The sequence below is a fragment of the Leisingera sp. genome (assembly GCF_982940295.1).
Window position 1 is genome coordinate 1 of record NZ_CEYXRG010000014.1, and the last position, 13,741, is coordinate 13,741.

Here is a 13,741-nt window from a genome sequence, read left to right on the forward strand (position 1 = left end):
TCTGCCCGGCGCCCGGCCCAACGGGAGCGGAGCATTTCGATGCACCGGCGACGGGCGGGAGCCTGCCTGCGCGCGGCAATTTCTGCCGGTCCGGAAATTTTCCGCAGCATTGCGCAAATCCCGTGTTATACACGGAACCAAACCCGTCAGAGGTCCGGAGCCGTAAGAGTTTCACGCATGAGCAGTACAAGCCCTTCAGTCAGCCTGGAAGACCAGCTGCGCGAGGCTATCCTCGCCAAACCCGATGCCGTGCTGGAGGACCAGCACCTGATGAACGCCCTCGTCGCCGCCAATGAGCGCGCCATGGGCTCCAATGTTGTCGACTTGCGCGGCATCGCGATGGAGCGGATGGCGGCCCGGCTTGACCGGCTGGAGGACACTCACCGATCGGTGATTGCCGCGGCCTATGACAATCTGGCCGGCACCAACCTCATTCACCGCGCCGTTCTGCGCCTGCTGGAGCCGCAGGATTTCACCGCCTTCCTCGCCTGCCTGGAACAGGACATGCCGGAAATTCTGCGCGTCGATGCCCTGGCGCTGGTTCTGGAAACCGCCCAGCCCGGCGGCGCCGCGGTGGAGCGCAAGTCCGATGCGCTGAAACTGGCAGGCCCGGGATTCGCCGAAAGCTATGCAGGCCAGCCCGGCAGCCAGCGCACCGTGACCCTGCGCCAGACCCAAAGCGGCAGCCCGAGGGTTTATGGGCTGAAGGCGGAATGGATCCGCTCCGAGGCCTGCCTTATGCTTGATCTTGGTGAGGGCCGCCTGCCAGGGATGCTGGTGATGGGCTCGGAAGATCCGCATCAGTTCTCGCCGATGCAAGGCACCGATCTGCTGGCCTTCTTCGGCGGCGTCTTTGAACGCGCGATGCGCAGCTGGCTGTCATGACGATGATCTCCCCGGCCTGCCGTGATGCGCTGCAGCTTTGGCTGGCGCGTCTGGGCGGGCTGGGGGACGCCTCGGCCCACACGCTGACCGCCTACCGCGGCGATGTTTCGGCATTCCTCGCCTTCATGACCGCACATTCCGGCGGCCCGCAGGGGCTGGGTGCGCTGGCGCGGATCACCACCTCCGACATGCGCGCCTGGATGGCGTCAGAGCGCAACTCCGGAACCGGTGCGCGCTCGCTGGCGCGCAAGCTTTCGGCGGTCAAGAATTTCTACCGCTGGCTGGCGGAACGCGAAGGGTTCGAACCCGCAGCGGTGCTCCTGGCCCGTGCCCCGAAGTTCCAGAAGAAACTGCCGCGCCCGCTGGCGCCGGAAGCCGCCAAGGCGGTGCTGGAGACGGTGGAGCTGCAATCGCAGCAGGATTGGGTGGCGGCCCGGGATGCGGCGGTGGTCACGCTGCTTTACGGCTGCGGCCTGCGGATTTCCGAGGCGCTGGGGCTGAAGGGCTCCGACGCGCCGCTGCCGCCGGTGCTGCGCATCCTTGGCAAGGGCAAAAAGGAGCGGGTGGTGCCGGTGCTGCCCGCCGCCCGCGACGCGGTGAACCGTTACTTGGAGCTGTGCCCGCATCCGCAGGAGGCCGCAGCGCCGCTGTTCCGCGGCGTGCGCGGCGGCGCGCTGAACCCGCGCCAGATCCAAGGCGTAATGGCCCGGACCCGCGCCCAGCTGGGCCTGCCCGCCACCGCGACCCCGCACGCGCTGCGCCACAGCTTCGCCACCCATCTGCTGGAAGCCGGCGGCGATCTGCGCGCCATTCAGGAACTGCTGGGCCATGCGTCGCTGTCGACCACCCAGGCCTATACGGCGGTGGACACCACTCATCTGATGGATGTCTACATGCGCGCCCACCCCAAGGCATGACTTGACGCGGCGCACTATCCGGCCTCTGCTCAAGGCGGGGAGGCCTGCCCATGACTGACAAAATACCTGTTCTGACCAGTGTTCTGACCTGCCCCGCATGCGGGCACGAGGCTGCGCTGGAAATGCCGCAGGATGCCTGCCAATGGTTTCACGAATGCCCGGGCTGCCGTGTCCTATTGCGGCCCAAGCCCGGAGACTGCTGCGTGTTCTGCTCCTACGGCACTGTCCCCTGCCCGCCGGTGCAGATGGGAAGCCGCTGCTGCGGCTGATACCGCCTGCGCGGACCGGGACCGCGGACCCGGTTAGTTAAAATGCGCGCTATTTTTCCGGGCTGTCTCCGCCTCTTGGCAAGCCCGTGTTAAGGCTGCTCCGGCTTGATGGCGGAAACCGATCCAGAAAGGATTCTGCTATGACCATTCCCGGTTCTGCCGCCCTCTATGCTGATGGTGCCCCTGCTGCCCCTGCCCCGCCGCCCGGCGGCCAGCCGTGGGAGCGGATGGGCGATCTGCCGTCCAGGGCGCCGTTCTCCTCCCCCGGCATCACCGACCCCGCTCCCCTGGGCCGCCGCATGGCGCGCATTCAGTTTACTGCGGGCACGGAATTCCGCTCAAAGCTGCATTGAACGCTTGCGGCCTGTGGGCAAAACCGCCATCAGGGACCAATGACACCTCAACTGCGCGCCCTTTCCGTTCACCTGCTCACCGCAACCGGCGCCGTGTTCGCCATGCTGGCGATGCTGGCGGCGGCGGACGGCAAGTGGAGCCTGATGTTCGTCTGGCTGGTGGTGGCTTTTGCCGTGGACGGCATCGACGGCCCGCTGGCCCGTCATTATCACGTCAAGCGCTATTCGCCTGAGTTCGACGGCGTGCTGCTGGACCTGATCATCGACTATCTGACCTATGTGTTCATCCCGGCCTTTGCCCTGTTCCAATCGGGGCTGATGGCCGGCTGGACCGGCTGGTTTGCGATCATCGTGATCACCTTTGGCAGCGCGATGTATTACGCCGACACGCGGATGAAGACCAAGGACAATTCCTTCTCCGGCTATCCCGGCGTGTGGAACATGCCGGTTCTGGTGATCTTTGCGCTGGAGCCCAGCCATTGGACTATTCTTGTGCTGGTGACGCTGTTGTCCATTGCCATGTTCCTGCCGCTGAAATTCATCCATCCGGTGCGCACGGCCCGCTGGCGCAAAGTCTCGCTGCCGGTGGCGCTGGCCTGGACGTTCTTTGCCGGCTGGGCCGCCTGGGTCGATTTCCACCCGGCCAGCTGGGCCCATTGGGGGCTGGTGGTCACCTCGGTCTACCTGCTGTTCGTCGGCATCGCCCAGCAAATCATTCCCGAACGCCGCCGCGCGCCTTCGCACCCCTGAGGCAGCGGCGATCTGCGCGTGCCGCCCCGCTCCGGCCGCGTTTTTTGTATGCCCTGGCAAGCTTTAACAAATGGCCGATAGTTTAAATGGAGTTTGCGTTAGAAAGAAGTCCGGCCACTAAGCCGGATTTAACGGGCCAATGCGGACACTGATGCGGAACTTGCCGTCGCGGCAGCGTCCACAGGAGAACGCCATGCATTCCGTATCCGCCCCCTCCCTCCCGCCTAACGGGCTGAGCCACGCGTTGAACGCAGTGACCGGCAGCAAGCAGCCCGGGCCGCCCGAGCATGCCAAGGCCTGGGGCTGGCGCGCCCAGCAGGCCGAAGCTGCCGAAGCCGCGCAGCCGCCTGCCGGCAGCACTTTGGGCACGGCCGAAACCAGAGGCTTAGAACCGGCGGGCAGCCCGGACACAACCGCAGAAACCGCCGCGGCACCCGCCCAGGAACCACCGTCCGAAGCAGATATGGAATCGGTGATCCTGGCGCTGATCAGCGACTTCTCCGAAACCTCCGGCGCGGATACCGCACCGCTTTATGAGCAGGTGAAGGCCCTGTTTGCCTGATCCCTTCCGGGCCGCCCCGCAGCGCGGCCTGTTACCCGGGGGACGGCGCACCCGCCCCCCCCCGGGGCGCACTCACACTGTGTGCCTTCCGCCAGAAAGAAGCAAATGCGGAAGCTGGCGCCTGCCGGCAGGTTTAGATCAGAAGGCTGGCGGCGCCCTCGTGTTTCAGCAGCGCGACCTTTGTCTCTACCCCGCCCTGGCCGGAAAAGCCCCCCAGACCCGTTGCGCTCAGCACCCGGTGGCAGGGGATGATCACAGGGATCGGGTTGCCGCCGCACGCATTGCCCACCGGCTGGGGCGGGGCGCCAAGGTCCCTGGCAATATCGCCATAGGTGCGCGTCTCGCCAAAAGGGATCGCCAGCATCGCTGCGCAAACCGCTTTCTGAAACTCCGACCCCTCCACCTGCAACGGCAGATCGAATTCCGTCAGCTCACCGGCGAAATACGCGCGCAACTGTTCCAGCGCCCGGTCCAGCAAGGCTGATTGACCTGTAGCCTCTGCAGACCAGGCCAGCCGCACGACAGCACCGTCCCGTTCTGACACGCTGAGCACGCCGACAGGCGTATCAAGGCTGGCTGCAATCATCACGTTTCCCCGGCTGTGCCATTGGCCGCATCATCCTCAGGAAAGGCATGGCTGGCAAGGCGGCCCGCGCCCGGCACCGGCCGTACACTTAACACGCCGTTAACCAGTCCTAAGGATTCCTCACCGGTTTACTTCAAATTATCATAAAGTGAGTTTCAAGAGCGTAGTGAAAGGTATTCAAATGCTGTCTGCAGTTTCCAGCCCCGCCAGCCTGTACAACGGTATGAAGCAGACGCAGGCCGCGTACCGCAAGCAGCCCGCAATCGGAGAAGCAGGCGGCCAGCCGGTGGATGCTCCGCTGATCAACGGCACCAGCCAGGGCATGGCCCGCAGCCTGCAGCGTGAACAGGCGCTGACCGGCGAACGCCCCGACGCTCTGACCCCTCAGTATGTCGGGCCGGCCCGGGCCGCAGCCCGCGCCGAAGCGCTGAACCTGAAGCAGGTGAACGGCGTGGACATGGCCGCATATTATCAGGACCTGATGAACGGCTGCCAGGCAGGCCCCAAACCGGTCAGCGCCCTCCAGGCGGAAGCCAACTATGCCAAGGCCCGGCTCATCACCGGCTGATCGGGCTGATTTCCAGCCCGGTTTTCGCGCGGGCAATCCGCGGCGGCGGCCCGCCAACGGCCAGGAAACATGCATTAACCTGCTGTTAAGCGTCTTATGTTAACCTTCGCTTAAGACCGGTTCAAAGCCACCGCGAAGGACCCGCTCTATGTTTTTGCCAGTTTCAGGAAGTGTCGATCCAGCCAAACCGAACCGCGGCCATCTGACCGCCCGTCCGGTTGTCCGCTCTGATGATCCGGACCGCAGCGAGTCCGCAAATACCAGCCCGCGCGAGCAGGAGCCGGACGGTCATCCGCAAAACCCGTCCGATCCGGATGACCGCCACGGGCAGCCGGCCCGTACGGGCCAGAACGGTGCCGCAGCCGCAACCGGCCTGCTTCCTGAAAACCCAGTGCTGGCAGAGCACCTGCTGCTGCAGCGTGCAGAACATCAGGATCCGGACAGCGAGACGGAATGCGAAGCTGCCTGCCACGGATATGAGGCGGCAAAAACCCTGTCAGCCTGACCCGGCTCCGCCTTACTGCAGCTGCGCCCAGAACAGCTCCAGGTGGCGCGACATGATCTCCTCGAACCGTCCGCTGCCGCGCAGTTTCTGCAGGCCCGCATTGATCCGGTAAAGGTGAGTGGTGCCGCGCCAGTGGCGCTTGGAAATCACCACATGCAGGCCTTCTTCCGACAGCGGCTTCTCCAGCGGCACAACAGTGTCGCGCAGGCCTTCCTTGACGATTGTGCTGGCGCCCAGGAACAGGTTGACCGCCGCCGCATCCACCTTGCCCTCTGCCACCATGCTGAAACAATCGGCAGGCGTCTGCGGCTGCACCAGCGTGATCTTGTCTTCGTCCAGCCAGCGGCGTCCGGCGCGGTTCAGGTCATGGGTGAAATAACCGGCCGGACGGCACAGGGTCTTGCCCTCGGCGTCCGCGTCCTCCCGGAACTCAAAGCCGCTGTCCGCGCGCGCAAACAGCATGATCGGCATGGTCATCACCGGTTCGGAGAAGTGGAAATTGGCGCAGCGCTCGTTGTCCGGCTCAGCTGCGCAGTCGGGCTTGAGCCAGGGAAAGCCCATGTCGAACTCCTTCTTGTCCAGCATCGGGAACAGGTGCTTGGACCAGTCGTCCTCCCAGCTTACCGAATAGCTGACCGGCGCGGGCGCCAGCTCCAGCGCCGCATTGACCAGCTCGGTCACCATCCCCTGCCCCGGCAGGCTGCGGTCGGTGAAGGGCGCATAGCCGCCACCGGTGAGCAGCGTCAGGTCCGCCTCGTGCTGGCGCAACGGCGTGGCATCCGGGGCGGTGGCCTCCTTGATGCAGGGGATGTGCAGCTTGCGCCCCGGAACCACCGAGGAGCCGACCAGCACCTCCTGGTTGCGGTAATAGATCATGGTCCAGCGCTCGCGGTCGCCGTAATGCGTCTCCGCGATCGAAAACAGGTTGTCGCCCGGCTGCGCAACGTAGTCCACATTGCAAATTGCGTGGGCGGCCTGGGGCAGCCCAAGCAGCAAACCCAGGCCCAGCATATGACGGCAGAAGCGGTTCAGCATGCCTTTCCCCCTCAATATCCGGCCCAGACCCTGGCCATGTGGTCTTCGATGATCGTCTGATAGGTTCCGTCCTCACGGATGCCGCGCAGCGCAGAATTGACCATTTCCATCAGCTGGTCCGCCTCCGGGTGGGTCTTGTGCACGATCACGTGCAGCGCCTGGATCGAGATCGGCTCCGGCACCACGTCGAAACGGTTGGACAGGCCCAGCTCCTTGATCTGCGCGCGGCCGGTGAATTCGTTCATCACCACGGCGTCGGCCTTGCCTGCCAGAACCATCTCATAGCATTCGGCGGTGGTCAGCGGCTGCACCACCTTGACCTTGCCATCACGCAGCCAGTGGCGCCCCTGCTGCTCAAAAAGATAGGTCTCATAGCCCTGCGGGCGGCAGAAGGTCTTGCCAAACAGGTCCTCGTCCTTGGTGAACGTCAGCGGCCGCGTCTTATCGGTGAACATCAGAACCAGCACCTCGAACATCGGCTCGGAAAACAGGAAGTTCGCGCAGCGCGGTTCGGCCGGGTTGTTCTCGCAGTCGGGCTTGTACCAAGGGAAGCCCGCATCCAGCAGCGCGTTCGACAGCAGCGGTTCCTCATGCGAGGTCCACAGGTCGACCCAGTGAACGGCATAGCCCTGCGCGGGGCTGGCATGACGCATCGCAGCGTTCAGCACGTCGGTCATCATGCCGCCGTTGTGCAGCTCCTTGCCCGTGAAGGGCGCAAAGTCGTCGGCGGTCAGCAGGTTGATCTTCTTGCGCACAGCGGCATTGCCGGGCGCCACATTGACCGGCACGGCGGCGGCGGGAACGGCGGCAGCGATTTCCTTGCCGCCCGGCAGCCCCAGCGGCAGCCCTTCCAGGCAGGCCAGCGACAGTTTCATGCCGACCCGGATCGCATTCGGCTTGGGGCCGATCTTGTCGATGTTGCGGTTGTGGATGGCGCTCCACTTGCCGGCGTCTTTGTACATCTTGTCGGCTATCACCGACAGGCTGTCGCCGGACTGTACTGTATACACCCCGCCGCAGGTCTCGGCAGCTGCGGAATTGGCAGCAAGGGCAAACAGCCCCATGGCTGCGGCAGCAAAAAACGTCTTCATGGTCCCCCCGGAAGGATAATGCACCGCGGCCCGTTGCAGCCTACGGCGCGTCTTGGTTTTGTTTTTGTTGTGAAATCCCCGGCCCGGCAGCGCAGATAGCTGCGCCTGCTTGCCGAAGGGCAGCTCCGGCGCAGCCGCCGGAGCAAAGATTAATTGCCGACGAACAGCGCCATAAGCGTCGCCGTGTCGACCCGCCCGTCTGCGCCAATCAGACTGGCCGGAACGGTGATCTCCTGGCGCGCATATGCGCCGTTCACCATCTGGTCGATATAGGCCTCTGATTGGCCCTGAGCGGCGGCAGTCATTACCATCTTGAACAAGGCGGTGCCTTCGGCCGGCGCGGCTGCGGCGGCGGCAGGCGCCGTCGTGCCAGACTCAGCCTGCTTGCTGCGCAGCGCCGCCAGCGTGCCTGCGGTGATGCGGGCAACCAGGGCGTCTTCGCCGCTGCCTGCCCCCTCTGCCAGGCCCGCAGCCGAGGCCGCGCCGGCAGGCAGAACGGCCTCCGCTTGCAGGCTGGCCTGCTCTGCGGTTGCAGGCTCAGGCCCGGCGCCGAACTGGAAATAGAGCAGCATGGCGGAAGCCACCGCCAGCCCTGCCGCAGCCAAGCCCAGTTTCGGCAAGGTGCTGCCGGTTTCCGCTGCCGCCAAGGGCTGCTGCGCCGCGAGGGTTTTGAGGGCGGCCGGGGCCGTCTTGATTGCCTTTGCCGCCTTTGCCGCGCTCTTTACAGCGGGTTCGGGCGCCTTTGCCGGTTCCGCAGCACTGCTTGCCTTCTGGCCTGTGCCGCCAGCCACCAGCCCGATTTTCATATTTTTCGGCGCAGACACCCCGTCGATCCGGACTGCCATTCTGCGCGGCTTGCCAAGCTCGTCCGCCGGTTGCGCGTCCGCTTTCAGCTTCAGCATCGAAAACTGCCCCCCTGCCCATGCCATGTTTTGAATATACGGCTGAAATTCTTCATGGAATTAACGAATTCTTAACCAGTTGTGGAAAACCGGTCAACATCTAGCGGAATCCAATTTCCAGGGACACAAGGCAGTACACGCAAAAAGTGCAGGGAGAACCGTGACTGTATCGTAAAAAAGACAACGCCCGGCCATAGGCCGGGCGTTGAACACATCTAATGGGTGAAATTCGGGTTAGCCGAGCGCGCTATCGCAGCGGCCGCAGACGCCCGCATGGCTGTGGTCGCCCACATCCGGCAGGATCTTCCAGCAGCGCTGGCACTTGCCGCCTTCAGCCTTCTCGAACACCACCGAGACACCATCGACTTCCGGCATCCGGAAGGCTTCGGCCGGGGCCGGATCATTGGTCAGCGCGATGTCCGAGGTGATGCAGATATCGGCGAAGTTGACCGACTTCAGCGCCTCCAGCGCCTCCGTGTCGCGCACATGCACCACCGGGGCGGCCTCCAGCGAGGCCCCGATCACCTTGTCGGTGCGCTGCACCTCCAGCGCCGCGGTCACCACCCGGCGGGCCTGGCGGATCTTGGACCATTTGGCGGCCAGATCGGGGTTCAGCCACTCGGCGGGGGTCTCCGGGATGTCCTGCAGATGCACCGAGCTGCCTTCGCCCGGGTATTTCTCCAGCCAGACCTCTTCCATGGTGAACACCAGGATCGGCGCCAGCCAGGTGGTCAGGCGGTGGAACAGGATGTCCAGCACGGTGCGCGCTGCGCGGGCGTTCAGCGTGTCGCCATCGCAATAGAGCGCATCCTTGCGGATGTCGAAGTAGAAGGCCGACAAGTCCACGGTGGCGAAGTTGAACACCGCCGAGAACACGCCCTGGAAGTCGAAGGTCTGGTAGCCGCTGCGCACTTTCTGATCGAGGTCCGCCAGACGGTGCAGCACCCAGCGCTCCAGCTCCGGCATGTCTTCCGGCGCCACCCGCTGCTCTTCTTTGAAGTCACCCAGCGACCCCAGCAGGAAGCGCATGGTGTTGCGCAGGCGGCGGTAGCTGTCGGCGGTGCCCTTCAGGATTTCCGGGCCGATCCGCTGGTCGGCGGTGTAATCGGTCTGGGCCACCCACAGGCGCAGGATGTCGGCGCCGTATTGCTTGACGACCTCCTCCGGCACGATGGTGTTGCCCAGCGACTTGGACATCTTCATGCCCTTCTCGTCCAGAGTGAAGCCGTGGGTCACCACGTTGCGGTAAGGCGCGCGGCCCTTGGTGCCGCAGGCCTGCAGCAGCGAGGAATGGAACCAGCCGCGGTGCTGGTCGGTGCCTTCCATGTAGACGTCGGCGATGCCGTCCTCGGTGCCGTCCTCGCGGTCGCGCAGCACAAAGGCATGGGTCGAGCCGGAGTCGAACCACACGTCCAGAACGTCGAACACCTGGTCGTAGTCGTCCGGGTCCACGCTGTTGCCCAAAACCCGCGCCTTGAATCCGTCCTCGTACCAGACATCGGCGCCGTGCTCCTCAAACTCGGCCACGATGCGCTTGTTCACGTCTTCATTGCGCAGCAGGAAATCCGCGTCGGTCGGCAGCGCGCCCTTCTTGGTGAAGCAGGTGAGCGGAACGCCCCAGGCGCGCTGGCGGCTCAGCACCCAGTCGGGGCGGCTTTCGATCATCGAATGCAGGCGGTTGCGCCCGGTCTGCGGCCACCATTTCACCAGCTCGTCGATCGAGCGCAGCGCGCGTTCGCGGATGCTGTCGCCCATCTCATCCATGCCGTCGTCCAGCTTGCGGTCGACGGAGGCGAACCATTGCGGCGTGTTGCGGTAGATGATCGGCGCCTTGGAGCGCCAGGAATGCGGGTAGCTGTGCTTGATCTTGCCGCGCGCCAGCAGGCCGCCGACTTCCACAAGCTTGTCGATGATTTTTTTGTTGGCATCGCCCTCGCCGCCCTTGCGGTTGAGGATATAGGTGCCGCCGAAGAAGGGCAGATCGGCGCGGAAGCCGCCGTCGTCCATCACGTTGTAAGTGATCATCTGCTCCAGCATGTTCAGATCACGGTAGAGCTCGAACTCCTCCATCCCGTGGCTCGGCGCGCAATGGACAAAGCCGGTGCCTTCGGTGTCGGTCACAAAGGGGGCTGCGCGGAAGTCGCGGATACCGTCCCATTCGCCGTTTGCGCCCTCAGCGCCCGCGAGGGGGTGCTTCAGCGACAGGCTGGACAGTTCCTCGGCGGAGACACCGCGCAAGCGCTTGAACTGATCTTCACCCAGGCGGGCGCGCTTGAACACATCCGCGGCCAGGTTATCGGCCAGCAGGAAACGGTCGCCAACAGCGGCCCAGCATTCCTCGGGCGTGCCGGTCACCTCATAGAGGCCATAGGCAATCTCCGCCCCGTAAACCACTGCCTTGTTCGACGGGATGGTCCAGGGGGTGGTGGTCCAGATCACCACATGGGCGCCTTCCAGATCCTGCGCCACGATCGCCGAGTCAGCGCCTGCGAAATCCGCGTCCTCGCCGTCGGCGGCCACAAAGCCGCCCGCCTCGGCCACCTTGAACTTCACCCAGATGGTGAAGCTTTCCTTGTCGTGGTACTCGACCTCGGCCTCGGCCAGCGCGGTCTTTTCGACCGGCGACCACATCACCGGCTTGGAGCCCTGATAGAGGGTGCCGTTCATCAGGAATTTCATGAACTCATCCGCGATCACCGCCTCGGCGTGATAGTTCATGGTCAGATACGGATCATCCCAGTTGCCGGTGATGCCCAGGCGTTTGAACTCCTCGCGCTGGATATCGACCCAGCTGTCGGCAAAGGCGCGGCATTCCTGGCGGAATTCCACGACCGGCACCGCATCCTTGTTCTTGCCCTTCTTGCGGTACTGCTCCTCGATCTTCCATTCGATCGGCAGTCCGTGGCAGTCCCAGCCCGGCACATAACGCGCGTCAAAGCCCATCATCTGGTGCGAGCGCACGATCATGTCTTTGATGGTCTTGTTCAGCGCGTGGCCGATGTGCAGGTGGCCGTTGGCGTAGGGGGGGCCGTCATGCAGGGTGAAGGGCTTGCGTTCCGCGTCGCCGCCCTTGGCCGCGGCGGCCTTCTCGCGAAGTTTGTCATAGACGCCGATCTGCGCCCAGCGTTCCAGCCAGGCAGGCTCGCGCTTGGGCAGGCCCGCGCGCATCGGAAAACCGGTTTTCGGCAGGTTCAGGGTGTCTTTATAGTCAGGCGTCTGGGGCGTGTCGGCGCACATCGGGGGCGTCCTTTGGATGATCAAGGTCGGAATGTGGGATATTCGGTTCGGCGCGATGGCTCAAGCGCCTTTGCCCGGCGGCTCAATGGTTTCAGAGCGCCGGGGATATAATTCGAATAATGATGGCCGCGAATAGGGACATGAACCGCCTTATAGGCCGGTGCAGCGGAGGCGTAAAGCGGCAGATGCGCCGCATCCTGTTGAGGGCTGCGCCTGCCGGGGGGCAGGCAGGCGCAGCCCGGCAGTGCCGCCGGGCGAAAACTCCGTTTTAGCGTATCAGCCACAGCCCAAGATCAGGCCGCACCAGCATCAGCCAGAGGATCATCAGCACGGCGGCGAAGGCTGGAAGGCCGCAGGCAAACCAGATCGCAAACAGACGGTGATAGCGGTCAGGCAGCGCCTCTCCCGCCTCCACCGCCGCCCGCGCCAGGTCGCGCAGCCGCAGCTGGATCCAGACCACCGGCAGCCAGAAAGCCCCCGTCAGCACGTACAGGGCCAGTGACAGTGCCAGCCACCCCTCGCTCAGCGGCCAGCCCAGCCGCCAGGCCAGCAGCCCGCCGGTGACAGGCTGCACAATCACTGCCGTCGTGGTGAACAGCAGATCTGCCAGCACCACCACGCCCGCGGTATGGGCGATCAGACGGGCGTCGCGCGTGCGGTGCGCCATCAGCATGAAGAAGGCGATGCCTGCCCCGGTGCCCAGCAGAACGCAGGCACCGATCACATGCAGCCAGCGCAAGATCAGGTCGGGGTCCATCTCAGCGCTCCTGCAGCAACTGATGCGTGATCAGCGCCAGCAGCGCGCCCGGCAGAACCTTGACCAGCGGCCCCAGCGGGTCTGCCCACATCTGCGGCGTCACCACCGAGGCTGCCAGCAGATAGATCAGCGACACCGCCGCCATCCCCAGACAGGCCCGCGCCGCCCAGGGCCGCCAAACGACCGCCGCCCCCAGGGCGATATCAACCAGAGACCAGAACACAACGCTGGATTTGGCCAGGACCATGCTCCAGCCTGCATCCAGCAGCACCGTCGCCGCCGCTTCCAGCTGCCACAGGCCGATCAGCCCGGAGGCCAGCCAGAACAGGCTCAGCACCGCAACCGCGGCAGGCATCAGCAGCGCCATCCGGGCATCCAGCCGCTGCGCGCGGCCCGCAGGCAGCGATTGATAGATCGCTTTCAGCGGCGCAATCCCCTGCCCCATCGCCGCGCGGTGCGGTTCCGCATCTCCGCGCACGCCACCGCGGATTTCGGCAATTGCGGTGCTGCGCAAGGGGGAACGCCAGCCAAGGCGGCTCAGCGCGTCTGCGCTGGCCGCGACCGGAGGCAGCAGCCAGTCCGGGAACCGCAGCACCCGCCTCGCAGGTGCGAACCCCAGCCAGGAGCGGGTCTCTGCCAGCACATCCTCCAGCCTGTGCGGATGGTCTTCCACCAGATCATAGGTTCCCTGCGGCAGCTCCCCCCTCAGCGCGGCAACCGCCGCCGCTGACAGATCCGCCATCCCGACGCACTGCACCGGCGCATCTGCCAGTGCCACCGGCTGCACCAGCGGCACCGCTGCCAGCATCCGCAGCAGCCTTGTGCCGCCATAGGCCCCCTGCCCGATCACCAGCCCGGGCCTCAGGATCCAGGCCGCGGCACCGGAGGCGCGCAAAGCGTCATCGCCCCGACCCTTGCTGCGCATGAACTCTGTCCCGGCCTGCGGCCCGGCCCCGGCGGCAGAGACCTGCACCACTTTGATACCGCGCTCCGCACAGGCTGCCGCCAGGGCTGCTATGGCGATGTGATGCACCGCCTCCAGCTCTCCCGGCACCATGTCCTGCAGCACACCCGCACAGTTCACCACCGCATCCACGCCCTGCAGCAGTTGGGCCCAGTCTTCGGGCTGCAATAGCTGGCGCAGATCCCCCTCGGCAAAGGGCACCCCCGGCAGCACCCGCGCCGCCTGCTCAGCGCTGCGGCCGAAGCCGGTCACGGAGTATCCTTCGCCCCGCAGTGCCCGGACAACCTCAGCGCCGATAAACCCGTAAGCGCCCGGAACCAGTATCCGCTTTGTGGTCTCCGCCATAAATCAATACCTTTG

Annotated in this window: 15 protein-coding genes; 8 read left to right on the forward strand and 7 right to left on the reverse strand. The window is 65.0% G+C overall.

All coding sequences use genetic code 11. The features are described from left to right. Positions 1-177: 177 nt before the first annotated feature. From AC4HIX_RS13475 to AC4HIX_RS13500, 6 genes are all read left to right on the forward strand, one after another. Complete coding sequence (locus AC4HIX_RS13475; RefSeq protein WP_490399309.1) at positions 178-885, forward strand: DUF484 family protein; 708 nt, start codon at positions 178-180, stop codon at positions 883-885. Then, on the forward strand, positions 882-1,802 hold the full coding sequence (locus AC4HIX_RS13480; protein ID WP_490399310.1) for a tyrosine recombinase XerC: 921 nt from the start codon (positions 882-884) through the stop codon (positions 1,800-1,802). Before AC4HIX_RS13475 ends, AC4HIX_RS13480 begins: the two co-directional genes overlap by 4 nt. A 50-nt stretch (positions 1,803-1,852) precedes the next feature. Then, positions 1,853-2,071: a GDCCVxC domain-containing (seleno)protein gene (locus AC4HIX_RS13485; protein WP_490399311.1), complete on the forward strand. Its 219-nt coding sequence runs from the start codon at positions 1,853-1,855 to the stop codon at positions 2,069-2,071. 140 nt (positions 2,072-2,211) lie between these two features. Further along, entirely contained in the window at positions 2,212-2,424 is a 213-nt protein-coding gene (locus AC4HIX_RS13490; protein WP_475046964.1) for a hypothetical protein, read from the forward strand. A gap of 39 nt (positions 2,425-2,463) precedes the next feature. After that, positions 2,464-3,174, forward strand: a complete 711-nt coding sequence (locus tag AC4HIX_RS13495) for a CDP-alcohol phosphatidyltransferase family protein (RefSeq protein WP_421055511.1) — start codon at positions 2,464-2,466, stop codon at positions 3,172-3,174. 193 nt (positions 3,175-3,367) lie between these two features. Then, positions 3,368-3,736 (forward strand): hypothetical protein, encoded by a 369-nt coding sequence (locus AC4HIX_RS13500; protein ID WP_490399312.1) that lies wholly within the window; start codon positions 3,368-3,370, stop codon positions 3,734-3,736. Positions 3,737-3,869: 133 nt separating this feature from the next. Here the strand turns inward: AC4HIX_RS13500 and AC4HIX_RS13505 are convergent, their stop codons facing one another. Beyond that, positions 3,870-4,322 (reverse strand): methylated-DNA--[protein]-cysteine S-methyltransferase, encoded by a 453-nt coding sequence (locus tag AC4HIX_RS13505; protein WP_490399313.1) that lies wholly within the window; start codon positions 4,320-4,322, stop codon positions 3,870-3,872. A 181-nt stretch (positions 4,323-4,503) separates the two neighbouring features. On the opposite strand from AC4HIX_RS13505, the gene AC4HIX_RS13510 reads away from it, so the two are divergent. Both AC4HIX_RS13510 and AC4HIX_RS13515 read left to right on the forward strand, forming a co-directional pair. Beyond that, positions 4,504-4,890, forward strand: a complete 387-nt coding sequence (locus AC4HIX_RS13510) for a hypothetical protein (RefSeq protein WP_490399314.1) — start codon at positions 4,504-4,506, stop codon at positions 4,888-4,890. Positions 4,891-5,038: 148 nt separating this feature from the next. Further along, a complete protein-coding gene (locus AC4HIX_RS13515) occupies positions 5,039-5,395 on the forward strand; it encodes a hypothetical protein (protein WP_490399315.1) in 357 nt (118 codons plus the stop codon). Between the two features lie 12 nt (positions 5,396-5,407). Here AC4HIX_RS13515 and AC4HIX_RS13520 read toward each other — a convergent pair whose 3' ends face one another. The 6 genes from AC4HIX_RS13520 to AC4HIX_RS13545 form a co-directional block, all read right to left on the reverse strand. Further along, positions 5,408-6,430, reverse strand: coding sequence for an ABC transporter substrate-binding protein (locus AC4HIX_RS13520; protein ID WP_490399316.1), 1,023 nt, complete (start codon positions 6,428-6,430; stop codon positions 5,408-5,410). Positions 6,431-6,441: 11 nt separating this feature from the next. Continuing rightward, a complete protein-coding gene (locus AC4HIX_RS13525; RefSeq protein ID WP_490399317.1) occupies positions 6,442-7,521 on the reverse strand; it encodes a LysM peptidoglycan-binding domain-containing protein in 1,080 nt (359 codons plus the stop codon). Between the two features lie 149 nt (positions 7,522-7,670). After that, on the reverse strand, positions 7,671-8,423 hold the full coding sequence (locus AC4HIX_RS13530) for a hypothetical protein (protein ID WP_490399318.1): 753 nt from the start codon (positions 8,421-8,423) through the stop codon (positions 7,671-7,673). A 234-nt stretch (positions 8,424-8,657) separates the two neighbouring features. After that, entirely contained in the window at positions 8,658-11,660 is a 3,003-nt protein-coding gene (gene ileS, locus AC4HIX_RS13535; protein ID WP_490399319.1) for an isoleucine--tRNA ligase, read from the reverse strand. Between the two features lie 268 nt (positions 11,661-11,928). After that, positions 11,929-12,417, reverse strand: a complete 489-nt coding sequence (locus AC4HIX_RS13540; RefSeq protein WP_490399320.1) for a DUF2269 family protein — start codon at positions 12,415-12,417, stop codon at positions 11,929-11,931. A gap of 1 nt (position 12,418) precedes the next feature. Further along, complete coding sequence (locus AC4HIX_RS13545; protein ID WP_490399321.1) at positions 12,419-13,726, reverse strand: SDR family oxidoreductase; 1,308 nt, start codon at positions 13,724-13,726, stop codon at positions 12,419-12,421. Positions 13,727-13,741: the final 15 nt, after the last annotated feature.